This window comes from Amycolatopsis sp. NPDC003861 (assembly GCF_053605405.1).
The window spans coordinates 23,310-44,501 of sequence record NZ_JBSGJD010000036.1 but is presented as its reverse complement, the minus strand read 5'-3'; the positions used below and the strand labels follow the sequence as shown (position 1 = coordinate 44,501).

Sequence of the window (21,192 nt, the reverse complement as noted above, 5' to 3'; positions counted from 1 at the left end):
TCACTCCCGCTGCCAGAGTTCGGGGAGGGCGAGGTCGACGCCGTCGGCCTCGGCCAGCCGCTCGAAGGTCGCCATCGTCGCGCCGAAGTCGTCGAAGAGCTGGGGCAGCAGCTTGAGCGGCTTGGACAGCGGGCGCCAGAAGGCGTCCCAGTGGATCGGGCGGACGACGCGGGCACCGAGCGCGCCGACGGTCTCCCGCCAGTACCGCTCGCGCCACTCTTCGGTTTGCTTGCCGGCCGCTCCGGCGCCCAGGTAGACGATGTCCGCCCGGTAGCCGGCCAGCGCGCCCGGGACGAAGTTCGCCGACGCGTGGACCAGCACGTTCCCCGCCGGGTGCGCGATGTGGAACGAGTAGCACCGCCCGGTCTTGAACGCCTTCGCCCTGGCCGGCAGCCGGACCGGCTCGGTGATCTCGCCCGGCACCCGGTCGCCGGCGCTGTGGGCGGCGTCGACCGGCGTCACGGTGAAGGCACCGAACTCGACGGGCCTGCCCGGCACCAGTTCCGCGAACGGCTCCTCGGCCAGGCCGTACCCCTCCTGGACCTTCCGGGTCGACGGCGAGCCGGCGAGCGTGGCGCCGGTCAGCTCGGCGACGACCGGGGCGTCCAGCACGTGGTCGACGTGGGAATGCGCGACCAGGACCGCATCCAGCGCCGTGACACCGAGGCGCCGCAGGGCCGCCTCGATCCGGGCGCGGTCCGGCGCCACGCGCGTCGCCATCTTCAGCAGGGACGGCCGCGAGAAGAAGCCGTCGACCAGGACGGCCGAGCTGCCGTCGGTGACCAGGACGTTCGCCACTCCGGCGAACGCCGTGCGCAGTGGGGGCATGCTGGACATCATGAAGGTCATCGGACTGCTCGGCGGGATGAGCTGGGAATCGTCGAGCGAGTACTACCGGCTCGTCAACGAACGGGTGAAGGCCCTCCTCGGCGGGTTCCACTCGGCGCACACCGTGCTCTACTCCGTCGACTTCGCCGCGATCGAGCGGATGCAGGCCGACGGCCGCTGGGACGACGCCGGCGCCGAGCTCAACCGGGCCGCCAAGGCCCTCGAAGCGGCCGGGGCCGACTTCGTCGTGCTCTGCACCAACACCATGCACAAGGTCGCCGACCGGCTGGAGGACGGCCTGGGCATCCCGCTGCTGCAACTCGGCGACGCCACCGCCGCGGCCGTCAAAGCCGCCGGCGTCCGCCGCGTCGGGCTGCTCGGGACCGGTTTCACCATGGGGCAGCCCTTCTACCGCGACCGCCTCGCCGCGCACGGCCTCGACGTGCTCCTGCCGGCTGCCGAAGACCGCGACCTCGTGCACCGGATCATCTACGACGAGCTGGTGCTCGGCGTCGTCGAAGACAGCTCGCGAGAGGCCTACCGCGGCGTGATCGCCCGGCTGGCCGACGCGGGCGCCGAGGGGGTCATCTACGGCTGCACCGAGATCGAGCTGCTCGTCGGCCCGGAGGACAGCCCGGTGCCGACGTTCCCCACGACCCGCCTGCACGCCGAAGCAGCGGTGGACTACGCGCTCGGCACCACCTCACTGCCCCGGCCGCCGACGCGAGCCTCGTGCTGGGCGACGCACTGCCGCCACAGCCGCTCGCGCTCCTCCGCCGTGAACAGGGCCGCCGGGAGGCCGAACACGTCACCCGCGGCCGCCCACCAGTCGCCGGGTGACTCGACCACCTCCTTGGCGCCGTGGCGGTTCAGGGTGAGCGCGCGCAGCGTGTCGACGCCCGCCTCGTCCCGCCGCTGCACCACGCACACCCGCACGAACCCGGACTCGGGTGCCGTCGACAGCCAGGCGTGCTTCTCCGCGAAGTCCGCCATCTCCGCGACGCCGGGCGCGAAGTCCATGCCGGTGAAGCTGCCCGAAGGGTCGTGGTCGAACCGCCAGCCGCCCGGCGCCACCTCCGACGGCCGCAGCCGGTAGGTGTGCGGGCCCTGCACGTAGGTGCCTTCCCGGAGGGGGAGCGGCTCGTGCGGGCCGTCCCCGAGCCCGGCGTCCACCAGCCACGCCGCTCCCGGGGCATCGGGCAGCCCGGTGACGGTCAGCGCCAGGTGGTTGCGGCCGACGTTCGGCTCGTCCGCCGGGCTGCCCTGCACCCCGCCCAGGTGCCGGGTGACCTGGTAGCCGAGCGCCGCGAGCAACGCCGAGAACGCCCCGTTCAGGTGGTAGCAGTACCCGCCGCGGCCCCGCAGGATCCGCGTCAGCGACGCCGACGGCTCGAGCGGGGTGGGCCGCCCGAGCTGCACCTCCAGCGCCTCGTACGGCACGCGTTCGACGTGCGCCGCGTGCAGCCGCCGCAGCGCACCCGAGCTCGGCGGCTCGGGATCGAGGCCGAGCCGCGCGAGGTAACCGATGACGTCCATGCCCGACAAGCTAGCGGTGCCCACCGACAAAACCGCGGGATCAGGGATTTCACCCGAGGTGAAGGGGCCGTGGCCGGACGTAGCCTCGAAGGCGTGAGCACTCTGCAACCCGCCCCGGAAACCGACGCCGCCAAGCGCGTGCTGCCGCCGAAACCGATGGCGGCCGCGATCGTCGCGCTGTCGTTCACCCTGCTCCTGTACCTGGTCGAGCTGGTCGACGTCATCCTCCCCGGTGACCTCGACCAGGGCGGCATCCACTCGCGGTCGCTGTCCGGGCTGGACGGCGTGCTGTTCGCGCCGGTCCTGCACGCCGGCTGGTCGCACCTGTTCGCGAACACCGTCCCGGTGCTGCTGTTCTCCTTCCTCGCGATGGCGGCGGGCATCGGCCGGTTCGCGTTGGTCACGGCCATCATCTGGGTGGTCTCCGGGCTCGGCGTGTGGCTGATCGGGCCCGCGGACGGCGTCACCGTCGGCGCGTCCGGCCTGGCCTTCGGCTGGCTCGCCTACTTGCTGGTCCGCGGCCTGTTCAACCGCGCGGCCGGGCAGATCGTGGTCGCCGTCGTCCTGCTCGGGGTGTGGAGCGGCATGCTGGCCGGGCTGCTGCCGGGCAACCCCGGCGTCTCCTGGCAGGGCCACGTCTTCGGCGCGCTGGCCGGCGTCCTCGCGGCGTGGCTGACCACCCGGCGGTCCCGCAAGGCCGCCCCGGGTAACCTCGAAGGGTGACGTCTCCGCCCGCTGATGCCCCGATCGGCGTGTTCGATTCCGGCGTCGGCGGGCTGACGGTGGCGAGGGCGATCCTCGAGCAGCTGCCCGCCGAGCAGCTCCGCTACGTCGGCGACACGGCGCACAACCCGTACGGCCCGCTCCCGATCGCCACCGCCCGCAGCTACGCCCTCGCGGCGCTCGACGAGCTGGTCGAAAGCGGCGTCAAGGCGCTGGTGATCGCCTGCAACACGGCGTCCGCGGCCTGCCTGCGCGACGCCCGGGAGCGCTACGACGTCCCGGTGATCGAGGTCGTCCTGCCCGCCGCGCGCCGCGCCGTCGTGGCGACGCACACCGGCCGCGTCGGCGTCATCGGCACCGAGGGCACCGTGCGGTCGCGGGCCTACGAGGACGCCTTCGCCGCGGCGCCGGACATCACGCTCACCAGCGTCGCCTGCCCGCGGTTCGTCGACTTCGTCGAGCGCGGCATCACGACCGGTCGCCAGGTGCTCGGGCTGGCGCAGGGCTACCTGCAGCCGCTGCTCGACGCCCAGGTCGACACGCTCGTGCTCGGCTGCACGCACTACCCGCTGCTGCAGGGCGTGCTGCAGATCGTGATGGGCCAGGAAGTGACCCTGGTCTCGAGTGCCGACGAGACGGCGAAGGACCTCGTCCGCGTGCTCACCGAACTGGACCTGCTGGCCGCGCGGGAGACCCCGCCGCGGCACGAGTTCCTCGCCACCGGCTCGGCCGAGCCGTTCACCCGGCTCGCCCAGCGGTTCATGGGATTCGCTCCGGGTGTCCTCGCTCCCACCACCGCGTGATCGCGGCGGTGGACGCTTAGGGTGTCGAAGTGCGACTGACCATCCTCGGGTGCTCCGGCAGCATCCCCGGGCCGAACGCCGCCGCGTCCGGTTACCTGGTCGAGGCCGAGGGCTTCCTGCTCGGCCTCGAACTCGGCAACGGCACGCTCGCGCAGCTGCAGGCCGTGACCGACCCGTTCGACCTGGACGCGCTCGTGCTCACGCACCTGCACCCCGACCACTGCGCCGACGTCAGCGCGCTCACCGTCCTGAGGCGCTACCACCCGGCGCCGCCGTACCCGGCGCGGCCGCGGCTCCTGCCGCTGTACGCCCCGCCGGACGCGCCGGTCCGGCTGGCCAACGCGTACGCGCCCAACGAGACCGAGCGGGCCGTCACCGACCTCTCCGACGTCTACGACTTCCGGCCGCTGCGGCCCGAGCCGTTCCGGATCGGGCCGTTCGAGGTGGTCGCGGTCGAGGTCGACCACCCGACCCCGGCGTACGGCCTGCGCATCTCCTACGGCGGCCGGATCCTGGCGTTCACCGGCGACACCGGGCCGTGCGCGGCTCTGAACGAGCTCGCCGACGGCGTCGACCTGCTGCTCGCCGAAGCGTCCTGGACGGATTCGGCGGAGCGGCCGGCCGGGGTGCACCTGTCCGGCAAGCAGGCGGGCGAGCTGGCGCGCGACGCCGGTGTCGGGCGGCTGCTGCTGACGCACATCGCGCCGTGGACCGACGCCGGGGCGGTGCTGGCCGAGGCGTCGGCCGGGTTCCCCGGCGCGGAGGTCGTCAAGCAGGGTGCCGTCTACGACGTCTGACGGGGCGGTCATAGAGTGCACCTGTGGCTCGTAAAGATGGCAGGAACGACGACCAGCTCCGTGACATCAAGATCACCCGGGGGTTCCAGCAGTGGCCGGCGGGGTCGGTGCTGATCGAATTCGGCAACACGCGGGTGCTGTGCGCGGCGAGCGTCACCGAAGGGGTGCCGCGCTGGCGGGCCGGCTCCGGCCTCGGCTGGGTGACGGCGGAGTACGCGATGCTGCCGTCCGCGACCAACACCCGCGGTGACCGCGAGTCGGTGAAGGGCCGGATCGGCGGCCGCACGCACGAGATCTCCCGGCTGATCGGCCGGTCGCTGCGGGCGTGCATCGACCTGGCGGCCTTGGGCGAGAACACGATCGTCATCGACTGCGACGTCATCCAGGCCGACGGCGGCACCCGCACGGCGGCGGTGACCGGCGGTTACGTGGCCCTGGCGGACGCGATCACCTGGCTGGGCGCGGCGAACCGGCTCAACGACCCCCAGCCGCTGTCGTCCTCGGTGGCGGCGGTCAGCGTGGGCGTGGTCGACGGCCGCGTCCGGCTGGACCTGCCGTACGAAGAGGACTCGCGCGCCGAGGTCGACATGAACGTGGTGGCCACCGACGCGGGCACCCTGATCGAGGTCCAGGGCACCGGCGAGGGCGCGACGTTCGCGAGGTCCACTTTGGACACGATGCTGGACATGGCGCTCGCGGGGTGCGCGGAGCTGACCCGCTTGCAGAACGAGGCGCTGGCGCAGCCGTACCCGGGCGAGCTGCCGGAGCCGCGCCCGGACAAGAAGAAGGGCTCGAAGTGACGAAGCTGCTGCTGGCCACGCGCAACGCGAAGAAGCTGGGTGAGCTGCGGCGGATCGTTGCCGCGGAAGGTCTTTCGGGCCTCGAGGTGATCGGGCTCGCTGACGTGCCTTCGTTCCCGGAGGCGCCGGAGACGGCACCGGACTTCGAGGGCAACGCCGTGGCGAAGGCGCGTGACGCTGTTGCGGCCACGGGGTTGGCTGCCATCGCGGATGACTCGGGGATCGCGGTAGATGCCTTGAACGGGATGCCCGGGGTGCTGTCGGCCCGGTGGTCCGGGCGGCACGGTGACGACGAGGCGAACCTGGATCTGGTCCTGGGGCAGCTTTCCGACGTGCCGGACGAGCGACGTGGGGCGCAGTTCGTGTGCGTGGCGGCTTTGGTGCTGCCGTCGGGCGAGGAGACGGTGGTCCGCGGCGAGTGGCGGGGGACGCTCGTGCGCTCGCGGCGTGGGACGAACGGGTTCGGGTACGACCCGATCTTCCGGCCGGACGGGGAGTCCCGGACGTCGGCGGAGATGGAGCCGGCGGAGAAGGACGCGGTTTCGCACCGGGGGCTGGCCTTGCGGGCGCTGGTGCCGGCGCTGCGCGAGCTGGCTTAGAGGAGTTCGACGCCGGGGCCGAGCTCTTCGGCGCCGATGAGTTCGGTGTCGTCGACCTTGATGGTCAAGGCCAGCTCCGCCAGCGGGCTGACATCGACCGGCCTGTTCAGCGAAGCGAACGAGAGGTTACGAAGCTGGGGAAGAGCGAGCTCGCGCAGGCCGGTGACCTCCAGACCGTAGAGGTGCAGATCCCGCACGCGGGGAAAGCACCGGATGATGGTTTCGCCGGTGAGCTCGACATCCTGGTCGTGGAAGAGGTAGACCTGCTCGGGGCCGGGAACCGGTGCCGAGGCGGCGAGTGCCTCCGGCGGAAGCTGCCCCAGACTGACGAACCGCAGATTGTCCAGTGCTGCCAGGGGATCGAGGGTCTCGACCTGCCGCAGGTTGTTGAGGGTGATCCTCTTCAGGCCGGACAGTTCGCCGAACACTTCGAGGGTGCCGGCCGGCGCGCTCCGGAAAAGCGCCAAACTCACCAGTTCCTTGAGGCTCTTCAAGGAGTGCTCACCGGTGTACTGGAAGGCCGAGTACAGAGAAAAGGTCGCGAGTTCCGGGTGACTGCTCAGGGGAGCCAGGTCGACGGTCGCATCGCCCTGGAGATCGCATTCGAGCCGGCTGAGCCGAGGCAGGCCGTCGAGTGCGTTCAGATCGGCGAGCGGCTCCGTCCGTGGCAGGAACACGATCAGTTCGGTCAAGGCCTTCAGATGCCGCACCAGCGGCAGTAAGCGTGCGGCCCGGACCGTGATCGCGCCGTCGGCCAAAGGTGAGTCGGCCAGCACCTCCGCGGCATAGCGTTCGGGATCGAAGTACTGCCAGGTCTCGGCCAGTTGTTCCTGCACTGCCTTGCGTGGGTCCTGGGCGTAGTTGCGCAGGACCTTCAGCGCATCCTCTCCCGCGGTCAGCGCTGCCGCTCGAACCGACGCAGCCGCCACCGCGTCCGAAAGACCATCCAGACTCTCCGGCAGGTAGCGCAAGACGCGATGCCCGATCGACGCCAGCGACCGCGTTTCCCGCAGGCTTCGCGGTGGCACCAGCTTGTCCTGGATCACCGCTTCGATCCGGGCCAGGACTTCCGGGGAAGCGTTGCTCACCGTCTCCAGGCAGGCGGCCGCGAGCAGGCGCAGGTGCCTGGCGTGGCGGGGTTCCGCGTCCGCCCGGTCCAAGATCCCGCTCAGCAAAGTCCCGGCCTGGTGGTGCTTCGCGTGGCCGCACGCCATCACGAACGTCTCCCACCACGTGTCCAGATGCGCCCGGTCGATCAACGTCTCCAGGTGGTCCTGTTCCGTGGCCTCGTTGGCCGCCAGGCACTCCTGGAACGTCCGGTGCACGAAATCCACGCGGTCTCGCACCGGCTCGCGCAACACCCCGCTGCGCTCCAGAAGGTGGTCCAGGACCTCGGCCGGCGTGTGATCGACGTGCGGTAGCGACGGCAGCCGGCGCGAGACGTGCGAGAGCACCCGCTCCTTCGGCAGCTCCACCTTCGACGCCAGCGACAGCCGCCAGGCCAGGTCTCCCAGCAGGATCTGCTTCTGCGCCTCCGTCAGGATCACGTCGATGCGGCGCTCGGCGTCGCGCAGGTGCAACAGCATCGACAACGCCTTGCGGTACAGGTCCATCCGGTCGCGCGGCAGCTCCGACCGGTGCGCCAGGTTCAACGCGCACAACATCGCGCACAACAGGGGGCTCGCGGCCAGAGTACGCAGGTGCGGCCGGGAATCGAGCTGGTTGAGCAGCCGGCGCTGGACCGCGGCCAGGTCCGTGTCCGGGCGGACGGTCCCGCCCGCCGCGGCCGCGTTGTGCCAGCGGGCCACCAGTGCCTCGATGTCCTCCGCGCCCATCGGCTCCAGCAGGACGCAGCCGAACCCCTCGTGAGCCAGCCAGCGGTGGTCGGCCGCCGCCGTGCGGGACGTCACCACGATCACCGTGTCCGGGAACGCCGAAGACAGCTTGCGCAGCCACGATTTCACCTCGCGGCGGTGGCCGGTGCCCACCTCGTCGACGCCGTCGACCAGGACCATCGCGCGGCCGCTGTCCAGCACGCGACGGGCCCAGCCGTCCGGCGGGGCCAGCATCGGCGCGATGTGCGCGAGGAAGTCTTCCGGCCGCGGCAACGGCTCGGCGGCGAAACTCCGCAGCCGGATGGGGAACGGTACCCGGCCGTTCCACTCCGAGAGCTTGCCCGTGAAACCCGCACGGGCCGCCGTCACGGCCAGCCAGTCCAGCAGCGTCGTCTTGCCCGACCCGGCTTCGCCGCGGACCAGCACGTGCGTGACACCGCTCAGCGCCGTCTCCACGCGCACGTTCGCGCTGCCCGTGCGGTCCTGCCGCTTCTCGAACCACAGCTCGTCCATGCGCCGCTCGGCCCGGCGGGGTTCGCCCTCGGGGGAGACGCTCAGGCTCAGGTAAGCGACCGTCAACGGCAAAGCCGGCTGGTCGTCCATCGTCAGGCCGAGCAGTTCGAGCCGGTCGAGGTCGCGGGCGAGCTGCCGGCGGTACGCCGCTTCGAACTCGGCGTCGTGATCGACGCCCTCCGGGGCCGCGAGGCTGGTCTTCGGCACCCGGGCCAGCAGCTCTTCGAGCTGGTCGCTCTGGCGGCTCAGCCGGCCGAGGACGTCGGCGAGCGCTCGTGGCTGGAACGACGGCAGGTGGCGGACGACCTGCACGAGGTGGCGGCACGCCTGGTCCAGCGCCAGCTCGTACAGCGCGCCGGCCTTCGGGGCGAGGAGCCGCTCGCGCGGGAGGTCGCCGCGGACCTTCCTGGCCAGCTGCTCCGGATCGGCGTCCGCCGCCAGGAACGCTTCGTCGGACAGATCGGCCTTTCCCAGCGTATCCGCCACGGCGAGGAAGGCGGCTTCGATCTCGTGCGGAGGCAGCGTCGAGAACCGATCGGCGAGGACCGGCTCCAGCTGCTCGGCCACCTGCGTGCCGATGTGCTGGATCAGGTTCTCCAGCTTGCGCCGTTCCAGCGGCCCCTTCAGCTCACCTGCCGCCAGCTCGGCCAGCTCGGCGGACCGCGTGACACCGGCCTTCCGCCGCTGCAGCCACGACTTCGCCGCGGCCGAGGCGATCTGACCGCCCAGCTTCAGCGCCGGCCCCTCCAGGCTCGTCACGGCGTCAGGAGGCCAGGCCGAGGTCCCGGATCAGCTTCGCCACGTGGCCGGTCGCGCGGACGTTGTAGAAGGCGTGGGCGATCTTGCCGTCGGCGTCGACGACGAACGTCGACCGGATCACGCCCAGATACGTCTTCCCGTAGTTCTTTTTCTCGCCGTACGCGCCCCAGGCCTCGATGACCTTCTTCTCGGGGTCGCCCAGCAGCGGGAACGTCAGGCCCTCGTTCGAGACGAACTTGGCGAGCTTCGCCTGCGTGTCCGGCGAGATGCCGACCACCTGGTAACCCGCGTTGTCCAATTCGGCGAGGTTGTCGCGGAAGTCGCAAGCCTGCTTGGTGCAGCCCGGGGTGCTCGCCGCCGGGTAGAAGTACACCACCACGGACCGGCCGCGGAAGTCGCTCAGGGACACTTCCTTGCCCTCGCTGTCGGGCAGGGTGAAGGCCGGGGCTTCGTCACCGGGGGAAAGGCGCTCGGTCATGCCCCGAGCCTAACGTCACGCGGGCCCGCAGTAGGTGACCGCGGCGGCTTCGGTTGCGCTCGGGCGGATCTGCAGGCGCAGCTGCGTCGGCTCGCGCGAGACCGCGAACGCCAGCGTGATGTGCACCGAACGGCCCGGCAGCACGTCCTTGCCCGCGTCGGTGATCCCGGTGAACCCCTGGGTGGTGTCCACGACCTGCTTGACCGCGGTGCCGCCCGCGGTGGCCGTCACGTTGAGGCCCGAGAGCTTGTACGTCGTCGAGCCGTCGTTGGTCAGCTGGACGTCGAACGCCGCGCCGCGCGGGCTCTGCGGGTACGCCGACGGGCTGGGGCGGAACGACTGGGGCGAGCCGACCGAGATCGTGAGGCCGCTGGCGAACCGGTGGTCGGCGCCGAACTTGAGATCGTTGCCGGCCGGTGCGGCCGAGGCGCCGGCGCCCGCGGGGGAGCCCGCCGCGCCGAGGGCCGCGGTGCCCTCGTGAGCCGAAGGGACCCCGCACGCCACCGCCAGGCCGAGCAGTCCTGCGGTGAACATGATCTTGCGGGTGCGCGCGAGCGCCATTGCGGGTACTCCAGTCGGCGGGTCGGGTGCCGTCGGCAACGGGGGATTGCCGGGGGAACCCGCTCCACTCTGGCCGTGATCGCGCGTGGTTACGAGGCGCGACCGGGGGTTGTCGCGCACCTGGTGCCACCCCGTGGCCAATCCGTGACCGGAACGGCACGGCTGGTGACAATCTCTGGCCACATGCCACTTAAACCGCGAGCGCGAACAGCAGGATGAAGATCGCAACGCCGGCCACCCACGCCGTCATCAGCCAGCCGAAATCCCGGACCGGATCGACCGCGCGGCTCTCCTCGCCGGGCACGTACACGCCGCGCTCCTCGAACCAGTCCGCCCAGCGGGCGACCCAGCGCAACGGGTTGCGCGACGCCATGCTCCACCTCCGGGGACCGGTTGACCCCGTCACAGTACGCGTTCGGTCACGCACGCCGGAAGGCGCGGGCGGCTGTCCACTCCCGACATCCCACGGCCGGGTGAACGTCGGTACCGGTCGTGGAGAAGCTCAAGCCAGGCCGTGACGGCGCAGGATCGTCACGGCACGGACGGTCGCGTACCCCCGCCATTCGAGCGACGCGGCGGGCGAGAAGCTCGCGAAATCCACCCGCCAGCCGCCGTCGTCCTGTTGCGCCTCCGCGAGCCGCCGCAGTTCCGCGGCGACGACGTCGGCGGCGAACAACGCGCGCGCCGGACGGTCCGGCAGCGGCGCGAAATCCAAGGCGCGGAGGGTTTCGCCCTCCGAACCACCGTCCACCGGAGCCAGCCCGTCGGCCGGGACGAACGCGGCGAGGTGCTCCAGGAGCGCTGGCGCTTCCGCGTGGAGTTCGTGGGCGGCGTCGACGAACTGCACCGCGAAGGACAACGCGATCGCGTGCGGTGGCCCGGAAAGCTCGCGGATGGCGCGGAAGCAGTACTGCGTCGCCGCGGCCAGCCACGGGTGTTCCCGCACGGCCCGGTCGTGCCGGGCGACGCGCAGGGCCACGCCGGCGGTGAACGCGGTGCTCTGCAGGGTGGTCACGGCCGGATCGGCCTGCGCCCAGAAGGGCGCGCAGCCGGCCGGGTCCGCCACGGGCAGCGCGAACGGCAGGCCACCGTCCGGACGGGACGCCGTCGCCAGCCAGTCGCAGAGCCGCTCCGCGTGCGGCGTGGTCCGCGGGGCGACCTCCTCGAACACCTCGAAGGCGTGGAGGGCCCCGCCGGGCTGGCTTTCCGGCGCGCGCAGGTCCGGTTCGAGGCCCCAGCCGTAACCGCCGTCCGGGTTGCGGTAGCCGTCGACGGCGGCCAGCACCGCGTCGGCGTCGGTGGTGCTGTCGATCAGTTCGAAACGGCGGCGGTCGAGGAGGCGGGCGTGCGTCGCCATGAAGGACGCCGCCGCGGGAAGGTTCACGGACATGCCGCCAGCGTCGCACCCGGCGCGGCCGGCCGTCTTGAACGGATCGGACGTCACGGCAGCTGCGGTCCGGCGGGAGCCGAGCGCAGCCGGGCCGCGTCCTGCCCGGGCGGGGCGCCGAACAGGCGGCGGTACTCGCGGTTGAACTGCGACGGGCTGTCGTAACCGACGAGGTGCCCGACGCCGGCGACGTCGCCCGCGTCGGCCAGCAGCAGCGAACGGGCCTCCTGCAGGCGGATGCGCTTCTGGAACTGCAGCGGGCTCAGCGCCGTGGTGGCGCGGAACTGGCGGTGGAACGCCGACGCGCTCAAGCCGCTCAGCCGCGCGAGCTCCTCGATCCGCATCGGCTCGGCGTAGTTGTCCCTGATCCAGCGGATCGCGCGGCCGACGTGCGCGGCGCCGCCGCCGGCCAGGCCGATCCGGCGGACCAGGCCGCCGTGCGGGCCGGTCAGCAGCCGCCACAGGATCTCCCGCTCGATCAGGGGCGCGAGCACGGGCACGTCCGACGGGTGGTCGAGCAGCCGGAGCAGGCGCAGCGCCGCGTCGAGCAGCTCCGGACCGGCGTCGTCGACGGCGATCGGGGACGCCGGCGGGGTGCGGGGCGGCGCCTCGGGCAGCAGCGGGGCGATCGCCGCGGGCCGCAGCGCGAGGCCCAGGCCCAGCGCCGGCGTCCGCGGGGTGGCGCCGACGAAGTGGCCGGTCACCGGCAGGTCGGTGCCGACCAGCAGGTACTGCCCGGCGCGGTACTCGTGCACCTGCTCGCCGAGCAGCAGGCGCTTGCCACCCTGGGCCATGACGACCAGCAGCGGCTCGGCGAGCGAGTGGTGCGGCTCGCTCGTTTCCACTTTGGACAGCAGCAGGCCCGGCACCGGCGTGCGCAGGTCGGCGTGGGCGTGCCGGGCGACGAGGTCGCGGACTTCTTCGAGCACCCGTCCAGGAAACCTGCGTCGAGAGGATTGTGCAAGAGTTCGACGTGATCGGTCTACCGTTGAACAGGGCATACGCGGTTTCCTTGAGTGGTCGATCCGACGACCCAAGGAGAGTTTCGTGTCACTCGATCACTACGTCACCCTCGGCCGCTCCGGCCTCCGCGTCAGCCCGTTCGCCCTCGGCGCGATGACCTTCGGGGAAGACCCCGGCGGCGCCGGCTGCGACGTCGAGGAGTCCGAGAAGATCCTCGCGACCTACCTCGACCTCGGCGGCAACTTCGTCGACACGGCGAACTTCTACACCAACGGCCATTCCGAGAAGATCCTCGGCGACTTCTTCGCCGCCCAGCCGGGCCGCCGGGCGCGGGTGGTGCTCGCGTCGAAGTTCTTCGGCAACATGTTCCCCGGCGACCCCAACGGCGGCGGCGCCGGCCGCGCGTCGATCATCGCCCAGCTCGACGAGACGCTCCGGCGGCTGCAGACCGACTACCTGGATCTGTACTGGCTGCACAACTGGGACCGCGCGACGCCGATCGAGGAGACCATGCGGACCCTCGACGACCTGGTGCGCGCGGGCAAGATCCGGTACGTCGGCTTCTCGAACACCCCGGCGTGGGTCACCGCGCAGGCGCAGACGACGGCGGTGCTGCGCGGCTGGACGCCGTTGATCGCCCTGCAGGTCGAGTATTCGCTGCTGGCGCGGACGGTCGAGGGCGAACTGGCGCCGTTCGCGCTGGACCAGGGCCTGGCGCTGGTGCCGTGGAGCCCGCTGAAGAACGGGTTCCTGTCCGGCAAGTACCGCCGCGGCGCCGCGACGCCGGATTCCGCCCGCGCGGCCTTCGTCGGCGGCCCGTCCGAAGCGGAGTTCGCGGTCATCGACGCGGTCGCGGCGATCGCCGAGGAGCTCGGGTCGACGTCCGCGGCGGTGTCGCTCGCGTGGCTGCGGGCGCGGCGCGGAACGGTGGTCCCGATCATCGGCGCGCGGCGGCTGGAGCACCTGACCGGCAACCTGGCCGGGCTGGACGTCACGCTGACCCCGGCGCAGCTGGCCACTTTGGACGCCGTTTCCGCGCCGGAGCTGGACTATCCGGCCCCGATGCACGGCGCCCAGCGGGCGATGCTGCAGTACGCGGGCACGACGGTCGACGGTGAACCGTCCACTGTGTACCCGCCGTTGCTGCAGAGCGGGGTCCGCTACTGACCCACCGTGATGTGCGGCGCCAGCGCCCGCAGGAAGTCGGCCGCGTCGAACATCTCGCCGGCCGTGGCGACGCCCTTCGCCTTCGTCCGTCCGGTCAGGATCCGGTCGACCGCCTCCACCGCCAGCGGCGCGCTCACCGCGTAGATGTCCTCGCCGCGCGCCACGATCCGGCGTTCCTCGTCGCCGGCGCGCACCACGACGTCCACCACGAACGTCTCGGCCGCGTCGCGCTCGCCGGCGGCCGCCAGGCCCTGGGCCGCGTCGACCGTCATGTAGCTGATGACGTCGCGGACCTCCAGGTGCCGCGGGATCGTCACGATGTCGGCCATCGAGAATTCGCCGAAGACCGGCCGGGAGCCGAGCGGCTCGGGGAACGCCCACTCGCGCGTCGGCAGGGCGTCTTCGCGGTAGTCCAGCCGGCCGCCCGCGTACCGGATGCGCTTGCCGCCACGGCGTTCCCGGGACACCCGGCCCGCTTCGAGGGTGCCGGCCGTCGGGCGCCAGCCGCTGAGCCCGTAGGCGACGTGGATCTCGTCGGCCGCCGTCCAGTCGCCCATCGCCGCAGTGGCCAGCAGGTCGGCCAGGCCGCCGAAGAACGCCATCGCGGGGACGACCGCGGTGTCGGCGGTCAGCGCGAGGGTGTCGAGGTTCGCCTCGATCTCGGCGGCGACGTCGACATACGGGACGCCGGCGCGGATGGCCGCCTCGGCGAGCGGGATGGCCGTGCCGGCGAACGGGCCCGCGCAGTTGATCACCGCGTCGACGCCGTCGAGCGCGCGGTCGAGGGCGGCCGGGTCGTCGGCCGACGCCGGCCGCCCGCCCGGCAGCTTCGCCGCGTTCCGTCCGGAAAGGACGGCGTCGAAACCGCGCTTTTCCAGCTCGGCCACCACGAAGCGGCCGGTGTGCCCATAAGCGCCGTAAACCAGTACCGAAGTCATGAGGTCATCCTGGCGAGCGCCGGACACCGTCACCAGTGTCCGGAACGACATGATGCGTACACTTTCGGACATGCACGCCGTCGCCCTCGCCGCCACCGACGGGATGCTGTCGTTCGAGCTGACGATCGCCACCGAGGTGTTCGGCGACGACCCCCGGTACGGCTTCGCGGTCTGCGGCTCGGCCCCGGTGCGGGTGGGCCGCTTCCTGCTGGAGCCGGACCACGGCCTCGGCCGGCTGGCGCGCGCGGACACGGTGCTCGTGCCGGGCTGGGCCGACGTCGACGCGGCCCCGCCGGCGGACCTGATCGACGCCGTGCGCGCGGCCCACACCCGCGGCGCCCGCGTGGCGTCGCTGTGCACGGGCGCCTTCGTGCTGGCGGCCGCCGGCCTCCTGGACGGCTTGCGCGCGACCACGCACTGGGCCCACACGGACGTCCTGGCCGCCCGCTACCCGGACGTGACGGTGGACCCGGACGTGCTCTACGTGGACAACGGCCAGGTCCTCACCTCGGCGGGCAAGGCGGCGGCGATGGACCTGTGCCTGCACCTGGTCCGTGCCGACCACGGCCCGGCGGCGGCCAACGCGATCGCCCGCCGCCTGGTGGTGCCGCCGCACCGGGCGGGCGGCCAGGCCCAGTTCGTCACGACGCCGGTCCCGAGCCGCGACGACCACCCGCTGGCCGAGCTGCTCCCGTGGATCACCGCCCGCCTCGACCGGCCGCTGACGGTCGAGGACCTGGCCCGCGAGGCGAACATGAGCAGCCGCCACCTGGGCCGCCGCTTCCGGTCGGCCACGGGCACGACGCCGTTGCAGTGGCTGCTGAACCAGCGCATCCGCCGGGCCCAGGAGCTGCTGGAGAACACGGACGCGAGCATCGACGCGGTCGCGGAGGCGGTCGGCATGGGCACGGCGACGACGCTGCGGCGGCACTTCAACCGGACGGTCGGCGTGCCGCCGGACACCTACCGGCGGACGTTCCGGAGCTGAGACGAAGGTGAGGGCTGCCGGCAAGCCGGACCACGGCGGGGGTCCGGGAGCGGAGCCCGCCGGGCGGGGCCCGGGGGTTGCACCCCCGGAAAACACGACGAGGGGGTGGGGGCGAGCGCTTTCCGCGAGCAGACCTCGCCCAACCCCCGAGTGGGCCCGGAGAGACTCGAACTCTCACTGGCACGGACCTAAACCGTGTGCCTCTGCCAATTGGGCTACGGGCCCCCGGTACTCCGCAGCCTAGCGTGCGGCGTGGCCCGTGCGGACGCGGCGGGGCGGTCGACTAAGTTGGGTCCTGGAAGTCCCATGCGGCGAGGAGGACACGTGGCCCGCGATCCCGAGACGATCGAGCGTGAGATCGAGCAGGCTAGGACCGCCCTGGCGGCGACGCTCGACCAGCTGACCGTCAAGGCCGACCCGAAGAAGCTCGCCGACGCGGCCAAGGACGGCGTGCGCGCCAAGCTGGACAACCCCAAGGTCAAGTTCCCGCTGATCGGTGCGGGCGTCCTCGTGCTTGTCCTGCTGGTGCGCAAGCTCCTCAAGTAGCGCTAGGCCTGCTTCGCCGGCGCCTTGCTCTCCGCGGCGGGCGCCGGCTCGGCCGGGGCCTTGCGATCCTCGACCGCCTTCGGGAGCTGCTTGCTCGGCGGCAGCTGGGGCTTCTTGTCCGCCGACGCCGGTGTCTGCTGCTTCGGAACGCTGCCGGGCGGCGGGACTTCGAGCGGCGGGAGCTTCGGAAGCGTCAGGCGCGCCGTCATGTACGCGCTGGTGAAGTCCAGTGCACTGCCGTTGAGCAGGTGGACCACCGTCGTCTTGGCGTCGCCGGCGAGCTCCTCGACCAGCTGGTCGGCCCGGTCGCGCGCGGCGATGATGCCGGGCTCACGGGCGGTCAGCTCCTTGCCGCGGCCGCTGACCGTGATGGCCCAGTCGGCGTCTTCCTGAACGTACGTCGCCGTGATCGTTTCCACCATCTGCCTCACACCCCTCTCCCTCACCAGCATCCTTACACAACCGTGACGCGGTCACCGCGCTTTCGTGACGCGGCTCCCGTGCCCCTCCTCCGGCCGTGAAGGTCCAGCACACTTTCTACCGTGTCACCAGAACAGTAGAGCAACTCTGTGTCACAAGACACGATTGCTGTGAGTAATCACCAGATGGCCTAGTGCACGCGCAAGTTACCGTGCACGGTCCCGCAGGCCGCTCCACAGCACGTCCATGGCGTATTCGGTGGCCATCTCCGGGCTCACTTCCTCGTGCCGCTCGCACCAGATCGCGAGCCGTTCGCACGCTCCGACCACGAATTCCGCGGCCGCTTCGGCCTTCAGGTCGTCCCCGGTGTCGAAGTGGCCGCTCATCAGCGCGGCGATGAGGTCGGTCTGCTGACGGCGGGTTTCCTCGACCTCGTCGGCGGCCGGCGTGCCGATCAGGGCCATCTCGTGCCGCAGCAGCGACCACGCCTGCCGCCGTTCGCGGATGAAGACGAAGAAGGCCAGCAGGCCGCGGCGGAGCGCGTCCTCGGCGTCGGCCGCCCCGACGGTCGCCTGCTCGGTGACCTCGCGCAGCACCGCGCGCGACTCCCGGATGCAGGCCAGCAGGAGACCTTCCTTGGAGTTGAAGTACTCGTAGAGCATCGGCTTCGAGACGCCCACCAGCTCGGCGATCTCGTCCATCGACGCCGCCGCGTAGCCGCGCTCGGAAAAGACCTGCTCGGCGACCTCGATCATCTGCCGCATCCGGTCGGCCCGTGGCATGCGCTTGCGCTTCGCGGTGGTCACGGGTAACACTCTACCGCTGGTAACCTACTCCCAGTAAGATGGACGACGAGTAACAGGAACCCGGAGGCGTCATGGGCAACCGCACGGAGACCGGGGTCGTCATCGTCGGGACCGGGTTCTCCGGTCTCGGCATGGCGATCCAGCTGCGCAAGGAGGGCCGCGAGGACTTCGTCATCCTCGAAAAGGCCCACGACGTCGGCGGCACCTGGCGGGACAACAGCTACCCGGGCTGCGCCTGCGACATTCCGTCGCACATGTACTCGTTCTCCTTCGAGCAGAACCCGGGCTGGTCGCGGGCCTACTCGCCGCAGCCGGAGATCTGGCGGTACATGCGCGAGGTCGCCGACAAGCACGACCTGCGCCGGTTCATCCGGTTCGGGCAGGAGATGACCGGCGCCCGCTGGGACGCCGAGGAAGGCCGGTGGCACGTCGCCACGAGGGGCGGCGACGAGTTCGCCGGGACCGCGCTGGTCGCCGGGGTCGGCGCCCTCCACCTGCCGATGATCCCGGAACTGCCCGGGATCGAGCGGTTCGAAGGCCCGGCCTACCACTCCGCGCGGTGGCGGCACGACGTCGACCTCGCGGGCAAGAAGGTCGCCGTCATCGGCACCGGCGCCAGCGCGGTCCAGTTCGTCCCGAAGATCGCCCCCGAGGTGGCGGAGCTGACGCTGTTCCAGCGGACGCCGCCGTGGATCATGCCGAAGGCCGACCACGAGATGTCCGGCCGGACGCGCGCGCTGTTCAAGGCCCTCCCGCCGGCCCAGCGCGCCTACCGCACCCTGCTCTATTGGCTGCTCGAAGCGCGGGCTGTCGGCTTCAACGGCCAGTCGTGGGTGATGAAGCTCGGGCAGCGGATCGCCAAGCGCAACATCCACCGCGCGATCGAGGACCCGCAGCTGCGGCGCAAGGTCACCCCGGACTACACCATGGGCTGCAAGCGCGTGCTCATCTCCAACGACTACTACCCGGCACTGGCGCGCGACAACGTCGACGTCGTGACCGAGGGCGTGCGGGAGGTCCGCGAGCGCAGCATCGTCGACGCCGCGGGGGTCGAGCACGCGGCCGACGTCATCGTCTACGGCACCGGCTTCCACGTCACCGACGCCTTCGACGACCTGGAGATCGTCGGCCGCGACGGGCGCAACCTCGGCAAGGAGTGGGCGACCGAGGGGATGCGGACGCACCTGGGCATCACCGTCGCCGGGTTCCCGAACCTGTTCTTCCTGCTCGGCCCGAACACCGGGCTCGGGCACAACTCCGTCGTGTTCATGATCGAGGCTCAGATCTCCTACGTCGCCGAAGCGCTGCGGCTGGCCCGCGGGAAGCCCATCGAACCGAAGCCGGAAGTGCAGGAGCGGTTCAACCGGCAGATCCAGCGCAAGCTCGCGAAGGGCATCTGGACCCGCGGCGGCTGCAAGAGCTGGTACCTCGACGCGAAGGGCGTCAACCGGACGATCTGGCCCGGCTTCACCTTGCGGTACTGGCTGGACACGCGGAAAGTGCGGCGCGAAGACTTCCAGGTCGGCTGAGCGTCGTGAGTGGTAAGGCGGGTTCTAACCCGCCTTACCACTCACGACGGCTACCAGGTGACCGGCAGGCTGAACACCCCGGTGATCGTCGAGGTCACCTTGAACGGCACCGAATCGACGTCGACCGCCAGCTGCAGCGTCGGCATGCGGCGGAACAGGGTGCTGAACACGATCTCCAGCTCCACCCGGGCCAGGTTCTGGCCGAGGCACTGGTGGATCCCGTGGCCGAAGGTGATGTGGTGGCGGTCGCCGCGGTGGGCGTCGAACGTGTCCGCGTCGGCGAAGCGCTCCTCGTCGCGGTTGCTGGAACCGAGCGCCAGCACCACTCCATCGCCCGCCTTGATCGTGACGCCGCCGATCTCGATGTCCTCCTTGGCCACCCGGACCATCACGTCGAAGATCGGGTAGTAGCGCAGGATCTCCTCGACCGTCGAGACGATCAGGCCCGGGTCGGCCTGCAGCTCGGCGATGACCTCCGGGCGCTGCAGCAGGCCGATGGTGCCGAGGGCGATCGCGTTGATCGTGGTCTCGTGGCCGCCGATGAGCAGGTTCTGCGCCATGCCGACCAGCAGGTCGTGGGTGTACACCCCGGTGCCCCGGTTGCGGACGATCAGCCGGCCGAGCACGTCGTCGCTCGGCACCAGCTCCTTCTCCGTGACCAGTTCGTCCAGGAACTTGTTGAGGTCGTCGGCCGCCGCCAGCTGCTGTTGCGGGGTGCTGCCTGGCAGCTGCAGGACCAGGGTGCGGTCCTGGAAGAACTCCCGGCTGTCCAGCGGGACGCCGAGCAGCTCGCAGATCATCCGGGACGGCACCTGCGTCGCCAGGTCACTGACCAGGTCGGCCGGCGGGCCCGCGGCGAGCATCGCGTCGATCCGCTCGTCCACGATCTGCTGGATGATCGGCCGCAGCGTGTTGATCCGGCGGAGGGTGAACTCGTTGGCGAGCATCTGCCGGGGCGCGGTGTGCTCCGGCAGGTCCAGCGCGAGCAGCGACTTGGCCTGGGCGCTGAACCCCTTGCGCAGCACCTGCTGCACCGGCCGGCGCAGCGGGAAGTTGGGGTGGCTGCGGTCGGCGCTCATCCGTTCGTCGACCAGCAGCGCCCGGACGTCGGCGTGTCTGGTGACCAGCCAGGCCTCCTGCTCGGTCGGCAGCGAGACCTTGATGATCGGGTCCTCGGCGCGCAGCCGGCGGTACTCGGCGGCCGGTTCCGGCGGTGCCGGGCGTTCCAGCGGGAAGGCCACCGGGCAGCGGGCGTCGACGGTCGTTTCAGTCATGTGTACTCCATTGTGTGACGTTCTCCCTCTCGCCGGATCCGCCGGCGATCAGGCGGGCGAGGGCCACCGCGCCGCGCAGGGAGGACAGGCCGCCCAGCGCAGCCGGTGCCAGCGGCAGCGGGGACAGTCCGGGGCGGGCCAGCGTGCCGAGGTGCGCGGCCACGCGGCCGGCCAGCGAGGGGAACCCGGCCGCGAAGCCGCCGCCGAGCAGGGCGCGCTCCGGGTGGACGAGCTCCTGGACGCTCGTCACCGCGGCGGCCAGCGCCCGGGCCGTCGTGTCGATCGCCTCGATCGCCCACGGCTGTCCGGCGGCCACCGCCTCGCGCAGGTCGTCGAACGTGACGTCCGCGCCGCGCAGCGCTCCGGCGCGGCGGAGGGTCGCCGGGCCGGAGGCGAGCGCCTGGAGGCAGCCGCGGCGGCCGCAGACACACCGCGCGCCGTCCGGTGCGACGATCACGTGCCCGATCTCGAACGAGCCGCGGCCGAGTCCGGGGCACGGCACGCCGCCGAGGACCAGGCCGCCGCCGATGCCGGTACCGATTCCCACGTACAGCAGGTTTTCGCAGCCCGAAGCCTGCGCTTCGGCGAGCGCGCCGAGGTCGCCGTCGTCCGCCCAGGCGACGGCCGCTTCGGGAAACAGCTCGTGCAGCACCGCTTTCAGGTCGACGTCCGTCCACTCCGGACGGCTCGGCCAGGTGACGACCCGGCCGTCCGGGCCGACCGTGCCGGGCATCGCCACCCCGACCGCCGCCGGCGGCCCGCCGAGGCGGTCGCGCAGCGCGGCCACGTGCGCGGCCAGCTGCGCGAGGTCGGCCTCGGCGCGGTGCCGGGGACCCCAGCCGAACGACGTCTCCTCGACGCACGTGGTGCCGGTTTCGACGCGGAAGGCGACCTTGGTGCCGCCGACGTCGATGCCGAGGTGGTACGGGGTGCGCACGTCGG

The 21,192-nt window shown here is 71.8% G+C and carries 22 protein-coding genes, 1 tRNA gene and 1 pseudogene; 10 read left to right on the top strand and 14 right to left on the bottom strand.

Features of this window, described 5'->3' with window-relative positions; genetic code table 11:
- Positions 1-828, bottom strand: coding sequence for an MBL fold metallo-hydrolase (locus ACWEVN_RS12445; protein WP_452051278.1), 828 nt, complete (start codon positions 826-828; stop codon positions 1-3).
- A gap of 10 nt (positions 829-838) precedes the next feature.
- On the opposite strand from ACWEVN_RS12445, the pseudogene ACWEVN_RS12440 reads away from it, so the two are divergent.
- Positions 839-1,540 (top strand): annotated as a pseudogene (locus ACWEVN_RS12440) (aspartate/glutamate racemase family protein); the annotation flags it as partial.
- Here the strand turns inward: ACWEVN_RS12440 and ACWEVN_RS12435 are convergent.
- Positions 1,513-2,364, bottom strand: coding sequence for an arylamine N-acetyltransferase family protein (locus ACWEVN_RS12435; protein WP_452051277.1), 852 nt, complete (start codon positions 2,362-2,364; stop codon positions 1,513-1,515). The pseudogene ACWEVN_RS12440 and the gene ACWEVN_RS12435 sit on opposite strands and share 28 nt — an antisense overlap.
- Positions 2,365-2,457: 93 nt before the next feature.
- Between ACWEVN_RS12435 and ACWEVN_RS12430 the strand changes: the two genes are divergently transcribed.
- From ACWEVN_RS12430 to rdgB, 5 genes are read left to right on the top strand one after another with little or no spacing between them, the layout of a single operon-like run.
- A complete protein-coding gene (locus ACWEVN_RS12430) occupies positions 2,458-3,087 on the top strand; it encodes a rhomboid family intramembrane serine protease (protein WP_449684481.1) in 630 nt (209 codons plus the stop codon).
- On the top strand, positions 3,084-3,890 hold the full coding sequence (gene murI, locus ACWEVN_RS12425) for a glutamate racemase (protein WP_452051276.1): 807 nt from the start codon (positions 3,084-3,086) through the stop codon (positions 3,888-3,890). Before ACWEVN_RS12430 ends, murI begins: the two co-directional genes overlap by 4 nt.
- A gap of 29 nt (positions 3,891-3,919) precedes the next feature.
- Positions 3,920-4,687 carry an MBL fold metallo-hydrolase gene (locus ACWEVN_RS12420; RefSeq protein ID WP_449684483.1) on the top strand — a complete coding sequence of 256 codons (768 nt, stop codon included), beginning with the start codon at positions 3,920-3,922 and terminating at the stop codon, positions 4,685-4,687.
- A gap of 23 nt (positions 4,688-4,710) precedes the next feature.
- On the top strand, positions 4,711-5,487 hold the full coding sequence (rph, locus tag ACWEVN_RS12415) for a ribonuclease PH (RefSeq protein ID WP_449684484.1): 777 nt from the start codon (positions 4,711-4,713) through the stop codon (positions 5,485-5,487).
- Positions 5,484-6,086: an RdgB/HAM1 family non-canonical purine NTP pyrophosphatase gene (gene rdgB / locus ACWEVN_RS12410; protein WP_449684485.1), complete on the top strand. Its 603-nt coding sequence runs from the start codon at positions 5,484-5,486 to the stop codon at positions 6,084-6,086. The genes rph and rdgB overlap by 4 nt, the downstream gene beginning before the upstream one ends.
- On the opposite strand, the gene ACWEVN_RS12405 is transcribed toward rdgB, so the two are convergent.
- The 6 genes from ACWEVN_RS12405 to ACWEVN_RS12380 form a co-directional block, all read right to left on the bottom strand.
- Complete coding sequence (locus ACWEVN_RS12405) at positions 6,083-9,193, bottom strand: NACHT domain-containing protein (RefSeq protein ID WP_452051275.1); 3,111 nt, start codon at positions 9,191-9,193, stop codon at positions 6,083-6,085. The genes rdgB and ACWEVN_RS12405 overlap by 4 nt on opposite strands.
- Positions 9,194-9,197: 4 nt before the next feature.
- The gene (gene bcp / locus ACWEVN_RS12400) at positions 9,198-9,671 is read right to left on the bottom strand and encodes a thioredoxin-dependent thiol peroxidase (RefSeq protein ID WP_452051274.1); all 474 of its coding nucleotides are present in this window, start codon (positions 9,669-9,671) and stop codon (positions 9,198-9,200) included.
- Between the two features lie 15 nt (positions 9,672-9,686).
- Positions 9,687-10,232, bottom strand: coding sequence for a hypothetical protein (locus tag ACWEVN_RS12395; RefSeq protein WP_449684488.1), 546 nt, complete (start codon positions 10,230-10,232; stop codon positions 9,687-9,689).
- Between the two features lie 190 nt (positions 10,233-10,422).
- Positions 10,423-10,605 carry a hypothetical protein gene (locus ACWEVN_RS12390; protein ID WP_310967104.1) on the bottom strand — a complete coding sequence of 61 codons (183 nt, stop codon included), beginning with the start codon at positions 10,603-10,605 and terminating at the stop codon, positions 10,423-10,425.
- A gap of 129 nt (positions 10,606-10,734) precedes the next feature.
- On the bottom strand, positions 10,735-11,622 hold the full coding sequence (locus tag ACWEVN_RS12385) for a hypothetical protein (protein ID WP_452051273.1): 888 nt from the start codon (positions 11,620-11,622) through the stop codon (positions 10,735-10,737).
- 50 nt (positions 11,623-11,672) lie between these two features.
- Positions 11,673-12,548, bottom strand: a complete 876-nt coding sequence (locus ACWEVN_RS12380) for an AraC family transcriptional regulator (protein ID WP_452051272.1) — start codon at positions 12,546-12,548, stop codon at positions 11,673-11,675.
- 118 nt (positions 12,549-12,666) lie between these two features.
- Between ACWEVN_RS12380 and ACWEVN_RS12375 the strand changes: the two genes are divergently transcribed.
- A complete protein-coding gene (locus ACWEVN_RS12375; protein ID WP_452051271.1) occupies positions 12,667-13,749 on the top strand; it encodes an aldo/keto reductase in 1,083 nt (360 codons plus the stop codon).
- Here ACWEVN_RS12375 and ACWEVN_RS12370 read toward each other — a convergent pair.
- A complete protein-coding gene (locus ACWEVN_RS12370) occupies positions 13,743-14,687 on the bottom strand; it encodes a saccharopine dehydrogenase NADP-binding domain-containing protein (RefSeq protein ID WP_452051270.1) in 945 nt (314 codons plus the stop codon). The two genes, ACWEVN_RS12375 and ACWEVN_RS12370, sit on opposite strands and share 7 nt — an antisense overlap.
- A gap of 70 nt (positions 14,688-14,757) precedes the next feature.
- On the opposite strand from ACWEVN_RS12370, the gene ACWEVN_RS12365 reads away from it, so the two are divergent.
- Positions 14,758-15,675 (top strand): helix-turn-helix domain-containing protein, encoded by a 918-nt coding sequence (locus ACWEVN_RS12365; RefSeq protein WP_452051269.1) that lies wholly within the window; start codon positions 14,758-14,760, stop codon positions 15,673-15,675.
- 151 nt (positions 15,676-15,826) lie between these two features.
- On the opposite strand, the gene ACWEVN_RS12360 is transcribed toward ACWEVN_RS12365, so the two are convergent.
- Positions 15,827-15,900 (bottom strand) — tRNA-Leu (locus ACWEVN_RS12360).
- A 99-nt stretch (positions 15,901-15,999) separates the two neighbouring features.
- Here ACWEVN_RS12360 and ACWEVN_RS12355 point away from each other — a divergent pair.
- Positions 16,000-16,221, top strand: coding sequence for a DUF3618 domain-containing protein (locus tag ACWEVN_RS12355; protein WP_004559246.1), 222 nt, complete (start codon positions 16,000-16,002; stop codon positions 16,219-16,221).
- Positions 16,222-16,223: 2 nt separating this feature from the next.
- Here ACWEVN_RS12355 and ACWEVN_RS12350 read toward each other — a convergent pair whose 3' ends face one another.
- Both ACWEVN_RS12350 and ACWEVN_RS12345 read right to left on the bottom strand, forming a co-directional pair.
- On the bottom strand, positions 16,224-16,643 hold the full coding sequence (locus ACWEVN_RS12350; RefSeq protein WP_191316409.1) for a hypothetical protein: 420 nt from the start codon (positions 16,641-16,643) through the stop codon (positions 16,224-16,226).
- Positions 16,644-16,847: 204 nt separating this feature from the next.
- On the bottom strand, positions 16,848-17,405 hold the full coding sequence (locus ACWEVN_RS12345) for a TetR/AcrR family transcriptional regulator (protein ID WP_452051283.1): 558 nt from the start codon (positions 17,403-17,405) through the stop codon (positions 16,848-16,850).
- Between the two features lie 113 nt (positions 17,406-17,518).
- Between ACWEVN_RS12345 and ACWEVN_RS12340 the strand changes: the two genes are divergently transcribed.
- Positions 17,519-18,976 carry a flavin-containing monooxygenase gene (locus tag ACWEVN_RS12340; RefSeq protein ID WP_452051268.1) on the top strand — a complete coding sequence of 486 codons (1,458 nt, stop codon included), beginning with the start codon at positions 17,519-17,521 and terminating at the stop codon, positions 18,974-18,976.
- Positions 18,977-19,026: 50 nt separating this feature from the next.
- Here ACWEVN_RS12340 and ACWEVN_RS12335 read toward each other — a convergent pair whose 3' ends face one another.
- Positions 19,027-20,250 carry a cytochrome P450 gene (locus ACWEVN_RS12335; protein WP_449682123.1) on the bottom strand — a complete coding sequence of 408 codons (1,224 nt, stop codon included), beginning with the start codon at positions 20,248-20,250 and terminating at the stop codon, positions 19,027-19,029.
- Positions 20,243-21,187, bottom strand: a complete 945-nt coding sequence (rifN, locus tag ACWEVN_RS12330) for a kanosamine kinase (RefSeq protein WP_452051267.1) — start codon at positions 21,185-21,187, stop codon at positions 20,243-20,245. Before rifN ends, ACWEVN_RS12335 begins: the two co-directional genes overlap by 8 nt.
- Positions 21,188-21,192 lie beyond the last annotated feature (5 nt).